15 protein-coding genes are annotated in these 14,750 nt (G+C 73.1%); 5 read left to right on the forward strand and 10 right to left on the reverse strand.

Features of this window, described 5'->3' with window-relative positions; all coding sequences use genetic code 11:
- Positions 1-12: 12 nt before the first annotated feature.
- A complete protein-coding gene (locus EXE57_RS16460) occupies positions 13-708 on the reverse strand; it encodes an alpha/beta fold hydrolase (protein WP_135079358.1) in 696 nt (231 codons plus the stop codon).
- Between the two features lie 86 nt (positions 709-794).
- Positions 795-1,802 carry an NADP-dependent oxidoreductase gene (locus tag EXE57_RS16465; protein WP_425271717.1) on the reverse strand — a complete coding sequence of 336 codons (1,008 nt, stop codon included), beginning with the start codon at positions 1,800-1,802 and terminating at the stop codon, positions 795-797.
- Between the two features lie 88 nt (positions 1,803-1,890).
- On the opposite strand from EXE57_RS16465, the gene EXE57_RS16470 reads away from it, so the two are divergent.
- On the forward strand, positions 1,891-2,235 hold the full coding sequence (locus tag EXE57_RS16470; RefSeq protein ID WP_135079362.1) for a hypothetical protein: 345 nt from the start codon (positions 1,891-1,893) through the stop codon (positions 2,233-2,235).
- Between the two features lie 7 nt (positions 2,236-2,242).
- Here EXE57_RS16470 and EXE57_RS16475 read toward each other — a convergent pair whose 3' ends face one another.
- The 5 genes from EXE57_RS16475 to EXE57_RS16500 are packed head-to-tail and all read right to left on the reverse strand — an operon-like array spanning position 2,243 to position 6,389.
- The gene (locus EXE57_RS16475) at positions 2,243-3,214 is read right to left on the reverse strand and encodes a VldE C-terminal domain-containing protein (protein ID WP_425271687.1); all 972 of its coding nucleotides are present in this window, start codon (positions 3,212-3,214) and stop codon (positions 2,243-2,245) included.
- Between the two features lie 12 nt (positions 3,215-3,226).
- Positions 3,227-4,174, reverse strand: a complete 948-nt coding sequence (gene dapD / locus EXE57_RS16480) for a 2,3,4,5-tetrahydropyridine-2,6-dicarboxylate N-succinyltransferase (RefSeq protein ID WP_135079365.1) — start codon at positions 4,172-4,174, stop codon at positions 3,227-3,229.
- Positions 4,175-4,184: 10 nt separating this feature from the next.
- Positions 4,185-5,486 carry a phosphotransferase gene (locus EXE57_RS20030; RefSeq protein ID WP_208542887.1) on the reverse strand — a complete coding sequence of 434 codons (1,302 nt, stop codon included), beginning with the start codon at positions 5,484-5,486 and terminating at the stop codon, positions 4,185-4,187.
- Positions 5,486-5,947: a VOC family protein gene (locus tag EXE57_RS16495; RefSeq protein WP_208542888.1), complete on the reverse strand. Its 462-nt coding sequence runs from the start codon at positions 5,945-5,947 to the stop codon at positions 5,486-5,488. The genes EXE57_RS20030 and EXE57_RS16495 overlap by 1 nt, the downstream gene beginning before the upstream one ends.
- A gap of 10 nt (positions 5,948-5,957) precedes the next feature.
- Positions 5,958-6,389, reverse strand: a complete 432-nt coding sequence (locus EXE57_RS16500) for a helix-turn-helix transcriptional regulator (protein WP_425271688.1) — start codon at positions 6,387-6,389, stop codon at positions 5,958-5,960.
- 46 nt (positions 6,390-6,435) lie between these two features.
- On the opposite strand from EXE57_RS16500, the gene EXE57_RS16505 reads away from it, so the two are divergent.
- Complete coding sequence (locus tag EXE57_RS16505; RefSeq protein WP_135079367.1) at positions 6,436-6,852, forward strand: GlcG/HbpS family heme-binding protein; 417 nt, start codon at positions 6,436-6,438, stop codon at positions 6,850-6,852.
- 12 nt (positions 6,853-6,864) lie between these two features.
- On the opposite strand, the gene EXE57_RS16510 is transcribed toward EXE57_RS16505, so the two are convergent.
- Genes EXE57_RS16510 through EXE57_RS16520 form a run of 3 tightly spaced genes read right to left on the reverse strand, consistent with a single transcriptional unit; the run spans position 6,865 to position 11,608 of the window.
- The gene (locus EXE57_RS16510) at positions 6,865-7,536 is read right to left on the reverse strand and encodes an HAD family hydrolase (RefSeq protein ID WP_135079369.1); all 672 of its coding nucleotides are present in this window, start codon (positions 7,534-7,536) and stop codon (positions 6,865-6,867) included.
- Complete coding sequence (locus EXE57_RS16515) at positions 7,533-10,445, reverse strand: FAD-binding and (Fe-S)-binding domain-containing protein (protein WP_208542889.1); 2,913 nt, start codon at positions 10,443-10,445, stop codon at positions 7,533-7,535. The genes EXE57_RS16510 and EXE57_RS16515 overlap by 4 nt, the downstream gene beginning before the upstream one ends.
- Positions 10,442-11,608: a pyridoxal-phosphate-dependent aminotransferase family protein gene (locus EXE57_RS16520; protein WP_135079371.1), complete on the reverse strand. Its 1,167-nt coding sequence runs from the start codon at positions 11,606-11,608 to the stop codon at positions 10,442-10,444. Before EXE57_RS16520 ends, EXE57_RS16515 begins: the two co-directional genes overlap by 4 nt.
- 210 nt (positions 11,609-11,818) lie before the next feature.
- Between EXE57_RS16520 and EXE57_RS16525 the strand changes: the two genes are divergently transcribed.
- The 3 genes from EXE57_RS16525 (at position 11,819) to EXE57_RS16535 (ending at position 14,695) form a co-directional block, all read left to right on the forward strand.
- Positions 11,819-13,264, forward strand: coding sequence for an SLC13 family permease (locus EXE57_RS16525; protein WP_208542890.1), 1,446 nt, complete (start codon positions 11,819-11,821; stop codon positions 13,262-13,264).
- On the forward strand, positions 13,261-13,803 hold the full coding sequence (locus EXE57_RS16530; protein ID WP_135079375.1) for a gamma carbonic anhydrase family protein: 543 nt from the start codon (positions 13,261-13,263) through the stop codon (positions 13,801-13,803). The genes EXE57_RS16525 and EXE57_RS16530 overlap by 4 nt, the downstream gene beginning before the upstream one ends.
- Positions 13,804-13,909: 106 nt before the next feature.
- On the forward strand, positions 13,910-14,695 hold the full coding sequence (locus EXE57_RS16535) for an IclR family transcriptional regulator (protein WP_135079377.1): 786 nt from the start codon (positions 13,910-13,912) through the stop codon (positions 14,693-14,695).
- The last annotated feature ends 55 nt before the right edge of the window (positions 14,696-14,750 follow it).

Below are 14,750 nucleotides of genomic sequence, written 5' to 3' on the forward strand. Positions count from 1 at the left end.
GGGACGCGGCCGTCACCCGGCCGCGTCGAGGATGACGCGCGCGAGACGCTCGGGCTGGGTGAGCTGCGGCCAGTGTCCGCCCGGCAGGTCGACGTACTCCACCTCCTCGATCCGGGTGACCTCGGGCAGCTCGCCCTGTGCGACCCAGTCGCGCAGCTCGGCAGCGGTGTACTCCGGGCACACCAACGTCACGGGGACGCCCCACCGCCGCTCGTCCGAGAGCCGCACGGTGCCTGTCAGCACGCCCTCGGGAGCAGGGACCGCCTCGGCGTAGAACCGCGCCAGCGATGCCTCGTCGAAGTCGACGACGTTGGCCTCCTCGCCCAGCTCCGCCCAGTCCGGCATGGCGACCTCGCCGTCCTGCGCTGGGAGGCCCGCCAGCAGCGGCTCGCCGTCGGCCGACGGGAACCCGCCCACGTAGACCGCTCTCGCCACCCGGTCCGGCCGGGCGTCGACCGCGGCGTGGCCGATGGCGCTGCCGGCGGAGTGCCCGACCAGCAGCAGCGGCCGGCCGTCGACCGCGTCGATCGCGGTGACGACGGCTCCGACGTGGTCGGCCAGCGTGATCCCGGCGCGGTCGTCGTCCCGGCCGTCCATGCCCGGAAGGGTCAGGGCGCGGACCCGGTGCCCGGCCCCCTCGAGGGCGGGGACGACGGCGTCCCACGAGCGGCCGTGGAGCCAGAGTCCCGGGACCAGGATGATGTCCATGCGGCAGACCCTAGGGCCGTATGCGGACGATGTGCTTCCGGAATGGGACGCGAGCGACCGGGTCGGCGCGGTGGGCGGGGGGTGGGCTAGAGCCGGACCAGCATCTTGCCCGTGTTGCCGCCGCGGAGCAGGTCGATGAGGGCCTGCGGCGCCTGGTCGAGACCTTCCCGGACCGTCTCGTCGAAGGTGATCGACCCGTCGGCCAGCCAGCCGGCCATCAGCTCGGCGAACTCCGCTGACAGGTCGGCGTACTCCTTGACGAGGAAGCCCCTCAGGGTGAGCTGCTTGCCGATCAGCAGCGCCAGGTTGCGCGGAGCCGGCGTCGGCGCGGTGGCGTTGTACTGCGAGATCGCCCCGCAGACCGCCACTCGTCCGAACACGTTCATCGCGGACAGGGCGGCCTCGAGGTGCTCGCCGCCCACGTTGTCGAAGTAGACGTCGATCCCGTCGGGCGCAGCGTCCTTCAGGCTCTGTGCGACCGGGCCGTCGTGGTAGTCGAAGGCTGCGTCGAAGCCCAGCTCGAGCAACCTGGCAACCTTCTCCGGCGACCCGGCGCTCCCGACCACGCGCGAGGCCCCGGACACCTTCGCGATCTGGCCCACGATCGAGCCCACCGCGCCGGCGGCACCGGACACGAAGACAGCGTCACCCGGCTGGAAGGCGGCAGCCCGGGTGAGCCCGCCCCAGGCGGTCAGGCCGGTCATGCCCAGGGCGCCGAGGTAGGCGGACTCGGGAGCCAGCGAGGCGTCGACGACCTTCACCTTGTCGGCGGACAGCACGGCGTGCTCGCGCCACCCGAGGCCGTGCAGCACCGTGGAGCCGACCGGCACCCGGTCGCTCGTGGAGGCGAGGACCTCGCCGACGGCCCCGCCCTCGAGCGGGGCGCCGATCCGGAACGGAGGCACGTACGACTTCGTGTCGTTCATCCGGCCGCGCATGTAGGGGTCGACCGACATGTAGTGGTTCGCGACGAGCACCTCACCCTCATCCAGCGCGGGTACGTCGACCTCGGCGAGCTCGAAGTCGTCCGCCGTCGGCTCCCCGTGGGGCCGGGACGCCAGGTGGATCTCGCGGGTGCTGTGGGGAGTCTCGATGATGATCAGTCCTCTCGACATCGATCGTGTCGGACGGGTGGGGGTCGGCCCGGCGGGCGCCGTGGAGGTTCGAGCCTATGATCCCCGCATGGACGAGGAAGCAGCGCTCCGGGCGGGCAGGACCGCGGGACTCGCCACCCTGGTCATCGGCTCGGCCCTGCTCGCCGCTCCCGGTCGGGCGGGGCCGCTGGCCGGTATCGACGACCCGCGGACGGCGCGGAGGGTCGGCCTGGTCGACCTGGCGCTGGCGCCGGGCCTGCTGGTCGGCACGCCCCGGTGGCCGTGGCTGGCGGCACGTGCCGTGGCCAACGTCGGCACCGCGGTCGCCGTCGGCCGGGGCAGCTGGTCGGGTCGGGCCACGGCCGTGAGCCTGCTGGCGCTGACGCTGGTCGACGGCCAGGCCGCCCGGACCCTGCGAGACCTCGGCCGCTGAGCGCGCGCTACTCGTGGACGTCGACGTGCACGTGGTCGCGGTGCTCGAGGATCGCCGCGGTCTCGGGTGAGGCCGTGGAGGTGTCGGGGGTGTAGCGGCGCCAGCCGTCGCCGGAGCGCCAGCCGGAGGTCCAGATCCGGCCGTCGTAGATGACGGTGCGGATCTCGAGCCGGTCGGCGTGGGCGACGAGGTAGTGGGCGAGCGCCCAGCCGCCTTCGCGGCTCTGCCGGCTGATCGGCCGGAAGAAGATGTCGACGGCGCGGCCGTCGTAGTGGGCCGAGCCCTTCATGTGGCCGTCGCGGACGCCGCCCGGGGCGAAGCCGCCCAGTGACTGCGGGCCGAACGCCGCCTCGAGGTCGTCGCGTACGAGCGCCGCACGCGTGGTCAGCCCGGTGCTGTCGAGCCGGGTCGACGCCCGGTCCGGGTCGCCGGTCACGGTGCAGTGGAAGGCCCGCCAGGACTGGCCGGTCAGGGCGCTGGCCAGCACTCGTGCGTCGGCCTCGTGGTCGGCGTAGGCGTCGGGGAAGCCGGAACGCTGCACCTCCTGGGCCGCGACCGTGACCTCCAGCGACTCGTAGCCGTCGACCCCCACGAGTGCGTCGTAGAAGGCGTTGATGGAGTACTCCGGGTCGAGGATCTGCGCCCGTGTGCCCCAGCCCTGGGAGGGTCGCTGCTGGAACAGCCCGATCGAGTCGCGGTCGCCGTAGTCGATGTTGGTGAGCTTCGACTCCTGGTACGCCGTGGCGATGGCGATCGTGGCCGCCCGGGCGGGCATGCCACGGCGGACCGAGATGGCCGCGATGAGCGCGGCGTTCTCGGCCTGCTCCGGGTCCAGCTCCACGGTCCGTCCCTGCACCGTGGCGGTGCAGCGGTCGCCGCCGAGCAGCGGGCCCACCGTGTCACGCACGGACAGCCAGGTCACGATGCCGCCGGCGACCAGCGCGACCACCGCGCCGATCGTCCACAGCCTGCGTCTCACTGCGGTCGCCGGTCAGTTGGCGTGGAGCGCGGCGTTGAGCGCCACGCCCTGCCCCTGCCACGGGGTGGCCTCGACCGCACCCGTGACGGAGTTGCGCCGGAACAGGATGTTGTCCACGTGCGAGAGGGTCGCGGCCTTGACGACCGTCGGTTCCTCGCCGGTGCCGACGACCGTCACCTTGGTGCCGGCCGTGACGTAGCAGCCGGCCTCGACCACGCAGTCGTCGCCGAGGGAGATGCCGATGCCGGCGTTGGCGCCGATCAGGCAGCGCTCGCCGACCGAGATGACCTCCTTGCCGCCACCGGACAGCGTGCCCATGATCGAGGCTCCGCCGCCGACGTCGGAGCCGTCGCCGACCACCACGCCGGCCGAGATCCGGCCCTCGACCATCGAGGTGCCGAGCGTGCCGGCGTTGTAGTTGACGAAGCCCTCGTGCATGACGGTGGTGCCCTCGGCGAGGTGCGCTCCGAGCCGCACCCGGTCACCGTCGGCGATCCGGACCCCCGAGGGGATGACGTAGTCGACCAGCCGCGGGAACTTGTCGACGCCGTGGACGGTGACGTGCCGGCCGGACGCGCGCAGCCGTGCCCGCGTGGCCTCGAAGCCGGCGACCGCGCAGGGTCCGGCCGAGGTCCACACGACGTTGGTGAGCGCCCCGAACACGCCGTCCATCGAGATGGTGTGCGGGGCCACCAGGCGGGTGGAGAGGAGGTGCAGCCGCAGCCAGGCGTCCTCGGTGCCGTCGATCGGCTGCTGCAGGTCGCCCACGACGACCCTGCTCACACGACGCGACACCGCGCGGGCGTCGTCGTCGCCGGTCAGCGCGACCAGCTCGGCGGGCGCGTCGGACTCGTCGGGGTCGCCCAGCGAGGGCGCGGGGAACCAGACGTCGAGCACGGCGCCGGACGCGTCGAGCGTCGCCAGGCCCCAGCCCCAGGCGGAGGTCGGAGTGTCAGTCACGGGGGCAAGCCTACGGAGTGCCCCGCAGCCGCTCGACCACGCCGTCGAGCCCGGAGCCGGCGTACTCCCTCCCGCCGCCGGTGAGCCCGTGGCGCACCTCCCACCACGGTCCGAGGAGGTGCCAGTCGCGGCCGCGGGCGAGCTCCTCGCGGGTCGGGCCGTACGCCGTCACCAGCGCGTCCGCGAAGGGGCCCGGTGTGCGGTGGACCAGCCACGCCAGGTCGAGGGCGGGATCGCCCAGCGCGACGTCGGTCCAGTCGATGACGCCGGTGACGCGACCGTCGGTCGTGAGGAGGTGCTCCGGGCCGAGGTCGCCGTGGCGCAGCACGCGGTGGTGGGACGCCGCACGGCACCGGGTCAGCAGCGCCTTCCCTGCGTCGCGCAGGTCGGCGGGGAGCAGCGGCACGACCTGCTGGTCCATCGTCTCGAGCATCGGCAGCCGGTCGGTGTCGGCGCCGATTCCCGTGCCCGCCCACACCGAGGCCGGTGTGTCGTGCAGGGACCGCAGGAACTCCCCGACCACGCGCCCGTCGGTCGCGTCGAGCAGGTCGCGGTCGACCGGGTCCCCGGGGACCAGCAGGTGGCGGGCCCGGGGCGGCTGGGTGTCGAGCAGGACGGGGACGGGCACCGCGAGCGGCAGTCGTGGCGCGAGCCGGGGCATCAGCCGTGCCTCGACCTCGAGCCAGGTGCGGACCTCCGGCCGGCGGGGGGTCCGGTCGAGCCAGCGGCCCTCCACCACCTCGGCGTGGCTGTCCCACCCCTGCTCGGTGACCGGCACCCGGTCGGCGAGCCGCTCGCGCAGCCAGTCGCCGAGCAGCCCGGTCGTGTCGGGCACCACCGCCCACGCCGGGTCGTCGAGGGCGGCGACCAGCCGCTCCAGCGGCCACCAGTCACCCCACGCGACCTCCTCCGGCTGCAGCCGGACCGGACCGTCCCACGTCGTGGTGAAGCAGTGGCCCCAGTAGTCGGTGTGGTCGTCGTGGAAGCGGGCGACCCCGAGCGGCTCGAGGGCCACACCGCTGATGCCGAGCTCCTCCTCGAGCTCGCGGGCGGCGGCCGCAGCGGGGTCCTCGCCGGCGCCGACGACGCCACCGGCGGCGAAGTCGTGGCGTCCGGGGTAGACGTCCTTGGTGTCCGTGCGCCGGTGCACGTGCACCCGGCCCCAGGGATCCCGGACCACGACGGCCGTGGCGGCGTGGGTGAGGTTCAGCGCCCGGACCCGCTCGCGGGTGGTCGAGCCGGCCGGCCGGCCGTCGGCGTCGTACAGCGCGACGCGCTCACCCGTCGGCGGCGGCCAGCCCGGTCGGCACATCAGTCCTGCTGCAGGTCGGCCTTGAAGCGCACCAGGTTGCCGGCCGGGTCGCGGAACGCGCAGTCGCGGACGCCGTAGAACTGGTCGGCCGGCTCCTGGAGGACCTCGGCACCGGAGGCGCGGACGTGCTCGAACAGCGCGTCGACGTCGTCGCAGTGGAAGATCAGGGCGCCCAGGAGACCCTTGGCGAGCAGGTCGGCCATGGCGTCCCTGTCGTCGTCGGACATCGGGCTCGAGCCGACCTGGTGGACGGTGATCTCCAGCTCGGGCTGGGTGGGGGTGGAGAGCGTGAGCCAGCGGTAGTCGCCGTGGCTCACGTCGGTCCGCACCTCGAAGCCGAGGACGCCGCCGTAGAAGGCCAGGGCCTTCTCGGGGTCGTCGACGGGCACGAAGCAGTTGGCGACCTTGAGCGATCCGGTCGGTGCAGTCATGGTGTCCTTCTCGGTGAGTGTGTTCGTCATGCCGGGAACGCTAGGACGCGGAGGTCCCCGCGGGCTTCTCGGAAACTGACCGGTTGCGGACCGGCCGCGTGACGTCCTTGGCGATGCAGCCCGGGATCCCGCGGAGGTCGTCATGGGTGCGGGCGCGGTAGGCGCTCGGGGTCTCCCCGACGAGCTCGGTGAAGCGGGCGCTGAAGGACCCGAGCGAGGTGCAGCCCACGACCATGCAGACCTCGGTCACGCTGAGCTCGCCGAGCCGCAGCAGCGCCTGCGCGCGCTCGATCCGCCGGGTCATCAGGTGGGCGTACGGCGTCTCGCCGAACGCCTCCTTGAAGGAGCGCTGGAAGTGTCCCGGGGACATGTGGGCGAGCCCCGCCAGCCGCGGCACGTCCAGCGGCTCGGCGTAGTCGCGGTCCATCAGGTCGCGCACGCGGCGCAGCCGGACCAGGTCCTCACGCTCCACGGCACCAGCCTCTCATCCGGGTGACCCGTGGGGCAGACTGACGGACATGCTGACTCTCGACGACGCCACCGCTCTCTGCTCCGCCGCGCGCGACGCCGCCACCGCGATGGGGGTCCCGATGTCCTTCGCGGTCATGGACCCTGCCGGTCACCTGGTGAGCCTGGTCCGGATGGACGGGGCTCCCTGGATCAGCGCCGACGTGGCCCAGGGCAAGGCCTGGACCTCGGCCGCCTACGGCATGCCGAGCGCGGGCCAGAAGGCCAAGATGGAGCCGATGCCCAACTTCGCAGGTGCCCTGACCGCGATGACGCACGGCAGGTTCACCCCCCAGACCGGGGCGGTCCCGGTCTACCGGGACGGGCAGCTGCTGGGTGCCCTCGGCGGAAGCGGCGGCACCGGCGACCAGGACGAGGCCGCGTGCACGACCGCCGTGACCGGCGCGGGCTTCACCACCGAGGCCTGACCCGGCACCGGCTCACCCGAGGTCCGACACCGCGGCCGCCACGTCGACGGTGCTCGCGACCTCGTGGGTCGGCCGGGGCCCGTCCGGGTCGAGCTCGTGACCGGGCCGACGCAGCCGGATGGTGGGGATCCCCGACTCCAGGGCACCCCGGACGTCGCGGGCGGAGCTGGCGACGTGCACCAGCGGCCCCCAGCCGACGACGGCGCGCCGGTAGATCTCGGCGTGCGGCTTGTAGACGCCGAGCCGCTCCGAGGTGAGGGCGACGTCGTGGTCCACCAGGCCGGCCGCGGCCGTGGCCGCGAAGAGCGCGCCGTCGACGTTGGACAGCACGCCGACGCGGTGCCGCTCGGCCACGCCGGGCAGCCCGGTGGCCACGTCCGGCCAGAGCGGCCAGCCCGGCATCGAGCCGACCAGCGTCTCGAGGTCCCGCGCCGGGTCGCCGCCGATCCCGAGGGCGTCGTACGCCGCGACCAGCGCCCGCAGCGCCGGTCCGCGCCAAGGTTCCCACGTCGGGCAGTCCCGCTGCGCGGCCTTGTTGCGGGGGTCCCAGGCGTCGTAGACCTGCTCGCCCGTCACCGGCCAGCCGTGGCGTCGCGCCAGCGTCGCGAACGCCGCTGACCCGCCGGTCCGTGAGTCGATGAGGGCGGAGAAGAGGTCGAAGGTGACGACCTGCCCCGTGCTCACCGCCCGGTCACCAGGGCGCTCCGCACGAGCTCGACCGGGTGCAGCGCCCGTCGCTCGGTGCCGTGCTGGATCTGCTGCCGGCAGGAGACGCCGGTGGCGGCCACGACCGTGTCCTCGGGCTCGGCCCGGACGGCGGGGAAGAGCCGGTCCTCACCCACCTCGATCGACACGTCGTAGTGCTCGGCCTCGAACCCGAACGAGCCGGCCATGCCGCAGCAGCCGGCGTCGACCTCGGCGACCTCGGCCCCGGGGATCCTGGCGAGCAGCGCGACGGTGGCGGCGGTCCCGACCTCGGCCTTCTGGTGGCAGTGGCCGTGGTAGAGCACCTTGCGCCCGGCCAGCCACGAGTCGGGGTCGAGCACGAGGCGGCCGTCGTCGATGGCCTCCGCGAGCAGCTCCTCGACCTGGCGGACCCGCCCGCCGACGTCGCGGACGTGCGGGTCCTCGGGCAGCAGAGCGCGGTGCTCGTCACGCAGCGTGAACAGGCACGACGGCTCGCAGCCCACGATCGGCGAGCCCGCCTCGGACCCCTCGGAGAGCCGGCGTGCCAGCGCACCCGCCTGCTTCCTCGCGTCGTCGACCAGGCCCTTGGACAGGCTGGCGCGGCCACAGCAGCCGCCGCTCTCCAGCCGTACGGTGTGCCCGGCGGCCTCCAGCAGCTCGATGGCCGCCCGGCCGACCCCGGGCTCGGTGAAGCTGGTGAAGGAGTCGGCCAGGAAGGTCACCGGACCGGCCGAGCCCGGCGCCACGGAACGACGGCGGCCGTACCAGCGGGGGAGGGTCTCCCGCTCGAACACCGGGAGCGGCCGCTCGGGCGCGATCCCGATCACCCGACCCATCGCGCGCCGCATCCAGGCGGTACGGCCGGGGAGGTTCGAGAGCGGTGCAGTCGCGGAGCCGAGCCGGTTCAGGGTCCGGATCGCGCCGAAGACCCGTGAGCGCAGCGGTGTCCCGTGCACAGCGTGGCGGTGGGAGAGGGTCTCGCTCTTGAGGGTGGCGATGTCGACGCCGAGCGGGCACTCGCTCTTGCACGCCTTGCACATCAGGCACAGGTCGAGCACCTCGTGGAGGCGGTCGTCGGCGAGGGCCGCTGCGGGGTCCGGCTCGCTGAGGGCCTTGACCAGGGCGTTGGCCCGTCCCCGGGTGGAGTGCTCCTCCATCTTCGTGGCGATGTAGGAGGGGCACATCACCCCGGTGGTCGTCTTGCGGCAGGCGCCGATGTTCATGCAGCGGTCCGCGGCCCCCCGCATCCCGCCCACCACCTCGAAGTCGAGCGTCGTCCGGAGCGGACCGGGCTCGGGCAGGTTCGCGTCGCGGAGGTGGTCGGTCATGGCCGGCGCGTCGACGATCTTGCCCGGATTCATGATGTTGTCGGGGTCGAAGAGGCCCTTCACCTCGCGCATGGCCTCGTAGAGGTCGTCGCCGAACAGCTCGCGGTTGAACTCGCTGCGGGCGAGCCCGTCGCCGTGCTCGCTGGAGTTGACGCCGCCGCACTCCCGCACGAGGTCCTTCACCTCCACCGCCACGGCGCGCATCGCCGCCTGCTGGGCAGGGTCGGCGAGGTCGACGAACGGGCGGACGTGGAGGCAGCCGACCGAGGCGTGGCCGTAGAAGCCCGCCTCGAGCCCGTGCCGGTCGAGCACCTCCTTGAAGCGCTGCGTGTAGGCGCTGAGGTGCACCGGGTCGACCGCGGTGTCCTCGACGAACGCCAGCGGGCGCCGGGTGCCGACGGAGGCGGCCATCAGCAGGCCGAGGCTGGACTTGCGGACCTTGAGCAGCGCGGCCTGCTGGGCCGGCGTCACCGCCCGGAGCGTGTGGTAGCCGTGGCCGTTGCTCTGCCAGAGCGCGATCAGCCGGTCCAGCCGGTCGGTCAGCTCGGCGGTGTCGTCGCCGGTGAACGAGACGAACAGCAGCGCGGCCGGGTCGCCCTCGAGGCTCTTGCCGAGGTCGGCGAACTCGATCTTGCTGCGCGACAGGTCGAGGATCGTCTTGTCCATCAGCTCGACCTGGGCGGGGTCGCAGGAGAGGGCGTCGGTGGTGGCGTCGATGGCCGCCGGGACCGAGGTGAAGTGGCCGACCGCGAAGACGGCGTGCCTCGGCTTCGGGACCAGGTCGACCACCGCCCTGGTCGTCACCGCCAGCGTTCCCTCGGCGCCGACGACGAACTTCGCCAGGTCGAACGGGGTGTCGTCGGCGAGCCGGTCGAGCCGGTAGCCGCAGGCGCGGCGCCAGAACGCCGGGAAGTCCTCGGCGACCGACCGGGCGTGACGCTCCAGGATCTCGGGAAGGCCGCGGTAGAGGCGGCCCTCGAGGGTGTCCGCCCGCGCCCGCCGCGCGCGCTCGGCCTCGTCGACCGGCTCGAACCGCACGGTCGAGCCGTCGGAGAGGACGACGTCGAGGGCGCGGACGTGGTCGATGGTCATGCCGTACTGCAGGCTGCCGCTGCCGGCGGAGTTGTTGCCGGTCATCCCGCCGATGGTGGCGCGGTTGCTGGTGGAGGTGTCGGGACCGAACTGCAACCCGTGGGGCGCGGCGGCCAGGTTGAGCTGGTCCTGCACCACCCCGACGTCGACCACGGCCGTGCGCGCGTCGGGGTCGAGGTCGTGGATCCGGTCCAGGTGGCGGGAGGTGTCGAGCACCAGGCCGGCTCCGACCGTCTGTCCCGCGAGGCTGGTGCCGGCACCGCGCGGCGTGATCGGTACGCCGAGCGCGGCGGCGGCCGTGACGGCGGCCGCGATGTCCTCGGCGTGGCGTGGGTAGACCACGCCCAGCGGCCGGATGGAGTACATGCTGGCGTCGCGCGAGAACAGGTGCCGGGTGTAGTCGTCGAAGGCGACCTCGCCCTCGAGCTCGTGCTCGAGGCGGCGCTGCAGCTCGACCGACTGCTCGTCGTGCTCGAGGAGGGTCACGGCTGCTCCAGGCGGGCCAGGGCCACGGAGACGCCGTCCTCCTTGACGGGGACCCCCGCGAGGTGGAGCCCCATCTGCACCCCCGAGAGCGTGCCGGCCAGCGTCAGGTCGTTGAAGTGGCCGAGGTGCCCGATCCGGAAGACCTTGCCGGCCACCCGGCCCAGGCCCGCCCCGAGCGACATGTCGAAGCGCTCCAGGATCACCCGGCGGACCTCGTCGGCGTCGTGCTCCTCGGGGAGCAGGATCGCGGTGAGCACGGGGGAGTGCTCGCGCTCGTCGGCGCACAGGATCTCCAGCCCCCAGGCCCGGACCGCCGCCCGGGTCGCCTCAGCGTGCCGCTGATGGCGGGCGAAGACCTCGGGCAGCCCCTCCTCGTCGAGCATCCGCAGCGCGGTCCGCAGGCCGTAGAGCAGGTTGGTGGCCGGGGTGTAGGGCCAGTAGCCGCGCTGGTTGGCCGCGATGATCGGCTCCCAGTCCCAGTAGGAACGGGGCAGCGTGGCGGTCCTGGACGCCGCCAGCGCCTTCTCGCTCACGGCGTTGAAGCCGAGTCCCGGCGGCAGCATCAGACCCTTCTGCGAGCCGCTCACGGTGACGTCGACCCCCCACTCGTCGTGGCGGTAGTCGATGGAGCCGAGCGAGGAGATGGTGTCCACCAGCAGCAGGGCGGGGTGCCCGGCCCGGTCGATGGCCTGCCGGACCTCGGCCACCCGGCTGGTGACGCCGGTCGAGGTCTCGTTGTGGACCACGCAGACCGCCTTGACCTCGTGGCCGGTGTCGGCCCGGAGCCGCTCCTCGACGACCTCGGGGTCCACGCCGTGACGCCAGTCGCCGGGGACCAGGTCGACCTGCAGGCCGAGGGCCGTCGCCATCGACTGCCACAGCAGCGCGAAGTGGCCGGTCTCGAAGGCCAGGACCGTGTCGCCGGGGGAGAGGGTGTTCGCCAGCGCGGCCTCCCACGCGCCGGTTCCCGAGCTCGGATAGACCACCACCGGTCCGGTGGTGCCGAAGACCGGCCCCAGCCCGTCGAGCACCTCCCGGCCCAGCACCGCGAAGTCCGGGCCGCGGTGGTCGATGGTGGGCGCCGACATCGCGGCGAGCACCTCGTCGGGGACGTTGGTCGGGCCGGGGATCTGCAGGAAGTGGCGGCCGGTGGTGCGGGGCATACCGGGGTCCTCTCGTACGACGTCAAGCGCGAAATCGCTCGGGATGTGGAATCTAGCCGCCACGGCAAAGGTCGGCAACGGCCTGTTGACGAGCGTATTCGAGCGTGCTGTGATGCTGCGTGATCGACGTCACTATTCCAAATGACGGAATACGCAGCTCGACTCGGTGACGCCGGCGGCAAGCCCGAACCCCTCGGAAGGTCTCATCCCTTGTCCCTCGAAGCCGTCTCCATCATCTCGCTCCTCGTGCTCGCGGTGATCTTCCTGATCGCCACGTTCCTCCCGATCCACATGGGCGCGCTCGCCATCTCGGCCGCCTTCGTCCTCGGCATCCTGCTGCTGCCCGGCGGGTTCAGTCCGGAGGCACTCGACGAGAAGTCCGGCGCGATCGCCGACGGCTTCCCAGGGGGGCTCTTCATCACCCTGGCCGGGGTCACGTTCCTCTTCGGCATCGCCAAGAACAACGGCACGGTGGACTGGCTGGTCCACGCGGCCGTCCGTTCCGTCGGTGGCCGGGTGGCCCTGATCCCGTGGGTGTTCTTCGGCGTCACCGCGGTCCTGACCGGCGTCGGGGCCGTGGTGCCTGCGGCCGTCGCGATCATCGCCCCGATCGGCATGACCTTCGCCCGCAAGTACGACATCAAGCAGCTGTTGATGGGCCTGATGGTGATCAACGGCGCCACCGCGGGCGGCTTCTCCCCGCTGAGCATCTTCGGCTCGATCACCAACGACGTGGTGGCCGGCGCCGGCCTCGACGGCAGTCCGCTGTTCCTGTTCCTCGCCTCGCTCGTCTTCAACGTCGTTCTCGGGTTCGTCACCTTCGCCCTCTTCGGCGGGCGTCAGCTCGTGGGCGTCCGCGACGTCGGCGAGGGTGAGCTGGTCGCGGCGGACGGCTCGCCGGTGAGCCGGTTCCGCGAGGGGCCGGCCGAGCAGACCGGCCAGTGGTCGTCCTCGATGTCGAGCGCGTCCCGCAACGCGGAGCCGGGCGCGGAGGCCCCCGCGACGCTCGACGTCCACCAGGCGATGACGCTCGCCGGGATGGTCATCCTCACCCTGGGTGCGTTCTTCCTGCAGCTCGACGTGGGCTTCTTCTCCTTCCTCATCGGCTCGCTGCTCTGCCTGGCGAACCCCACGATCACCAAGGGCGCGGTCGGCGAGATCGCCTGGCCGACGATCCTCCTGGTCTGCGGCATCGTGACCTACGTCAGCCTGCTCCAGAACCCCGCGCTCGACCCGAGCGGTGAGCGCGACGTCATCACCTGGCTCGGCGACTGGGCGGCCGGTCTCGGTGCGGTCACCATCGCCGCCCTACTGATCCTGTACGTCGGCGGCGTGGTCTCGGCCTTCGCGTCCACCACCGGCATCCTCGGTGCGCTGATCCCGCTCGCCGTGCCGTTCCTGGACGGCCCCGACGCCGTGCTCGGCGTCGTGGCCCTGGTGACCGCGCTGGCGATCTCCTCCTCGGTGGTCGACTCCTCGCCGTACTCCACCTCGGGTGCGCTCGTGGTGGCGAACGCCAACGAGGCCGACCGTGAGGCCGTCTACCGGAGCCTGCTCAAGTGGGGCTTCTCGATGGTGGCGATCGCGCCCATGGTCACGTGGCTGCTGCTGATCGTGATCGGCAACCAGGTGCTCGACCTGCCGGTCCTGCGATGACGGGAACCGGTGCCGGCGCCCGGCTGGTCCCCTACGGAGGCGCGGTCCCCGAGGTCGACCCGGAGGCCTTCGTGGCCGACGGGGCGACCCTCGTGGGCGCCGTCCGGCTCGGCGCCGGCGCCAGCGTGTGGTTCAGCGCCGTGGTCCGCGGCGACGGAGCCCCGATCGAGGTCGGGGAGGGCAGCAACGTCCAGGACGGCAGCGTGCTCCACTCCGACCCGACCTTCCCGGTCACGGTCGGGCGCGACGTGACGATCGGTCACCGGGCGGTCGTCCACGGCTGCACCATCGGCGACGGCGCCCTCGTCGGCATGGGTGCGGTGCTGCTCAACGGCGTCGAGCTGGGCGCCGGGTCGCTGGTGGCCGCCGGGTCGGTCGTGCTGGAGGGCACCGTGGTCCCGCCCGGGTCGCTGGTGGCCGGGGTCCCCGGCCGCGTGAAGCGTCCCGTGACCGACGCCGAGCGGGAGCGGATGCGCAGCGGGACCGCCTCCTACGTCACCCGGGCGCGCGCCTACCGGGAAGCGTCGTCCGGGGCGTGAGGTCCCGCCACGACCCGGTCCGCCCGGAGGGTGTGCCGGGGCCGTGCGGGGTGCGGGTCGATACTGGGCCCGGACCCGGTGGAGCCGGAGCCCTCGAGGAGGCCTGATGAGCAGTGACGAGCACGCCGTGGCGAGCGACCCGGTCAAGGTGGCTCCCTCCGGTGGCGTCCAGTCGCTCGAGCGCGCCTTCGACGTCCTCGAGCTGATGGCGGCGGCGGGCGGCGAGATCGCCGTGAGCCGGCTGGCCGCGGAGTCGGGGCTGCCCGTCCCGACCATCCACCGGATCGTGCGCACCCTGGTCGCCAACGGGTACGTGCTCCAGATGCCCTCGCGGCGCTACACCCTGGGGCCGCGGCTGATCGGGCTCGGGGCCAGCGCCGCACAGACCGTCGAGGCCTGGGCGAGCCCGCACCTGCGCGCGCTAGCGGAGGCGGCCGGGGAGACCGCGAACCTGGCCATGCTCGACGTGGACCAGGTGGTCTACGTCGCCCAGGCCGCCTCGACCCGCCACACCGTCCGGATGTTCACCGAGGTCGGACGCCGGGTCCACGCCCACAGCACCGGTGTCGGCAAGGTGCTGCTCGCCCAGCTGCCCGACGACGAGGTGCGGGAGGTGGTCGTCACGGCCGGCATGCCGGCGACCACGGAGCACACGATCACCGACGTCGACCAGTTCCTCGCCGAGATGAGGCTGGTGCGCGAGCAGGGCTACGCGGTCGACGACGGCGAGCAGGAGCTCGGAGTGCGGTGCGTGGCGGTGGCCGTCCCCGGGGTGCTCAGCTCGGCGGTCTCGGTGTCGGGACCGGCCAGCCGGGTGACGGCCGAGGCCGTCCCCGCCCTGGCCGTCCTGCTGCACGGCGCCGCCGAGTCCCTCGCGGGGCGACGATCATGACGTTGTTCCGCGATACGGAAATCTTCAGGGGTGGGCGCGGGCTTGCCCTCCCCTG

This window comes from Nocardioides euryhalodurans (assembly GCF_004564375.1).
GTDB lineage: Bacteria > Actinomycetota > Actinomycetes > Propionibacteriales > Nocardioidaceae > Nocardioides > Nocardioides euryhalodurans.

What these genes read in the sequence shown, in the direction of transcription:
- EXE57_RS16495 (WP_208542888.1), bottom strand. Translation starts at nt 5,947, where the DNA reads ATGACGAACACACTCACCGAGAAGGACACCATGACTGCACCGACCGGA.
- EXE57_RS20030 (WP_208542887.1), bottom strand. Translation starts at nt 5,486, where the DNA reads ATGTGCCGACCGGGCTGGCCGCCGCCGACGGGTGAGCGCGTCGCGCTG.
- EXE57_RS16460 (WP_135079358.1), bottom strand. Translation starts at nt 708, where the DNA reads ATGGACATCATCCTGGTCCCGGGACTCTGGCTCCACGGCCGCTCGTGG.
- EXE57_RS16535 (WP_135079377.1), top strand. Translation starts at nt 13,910, where the DNA reads ATGAGCAGTGACGAGCACGCCGTGGCGAGCGACCCGGTCAAGGTGGCT.
- EXE57_RS16520 (WP_135079371.1), bottom strand. Translation starts at nt 11,608, where the DNA reads ATGCCCCGCACCACCGGCCGCCACTTCCTGCAGATCCCCGGCCCGACC.
- EXE57_RS16470 (WP_135079362.1), top strand. Translation starts at nt 1,891, where the DNA reads ATGGACGAGGAAGCAGCGCTCCGGGCGGGCAGGACCGCGGGACTCGCC.
- EXE57_RS16530 (WP_135079375.1), top strand. Translation starts at nt 13,261, where the DNA reads ATGACGGGAACCGGTGCCGGCGCCCGGCTGGTCCCCTACGGAGGCGCG.
- EXE57_RS16505 (WP_135079367.1), top strand. Translation starts at nt 6,436, where the DNA reads ATGCTGACTCTCGACGACGCCACCGCTCTCTGCTCCGCCGCGCGCGAC.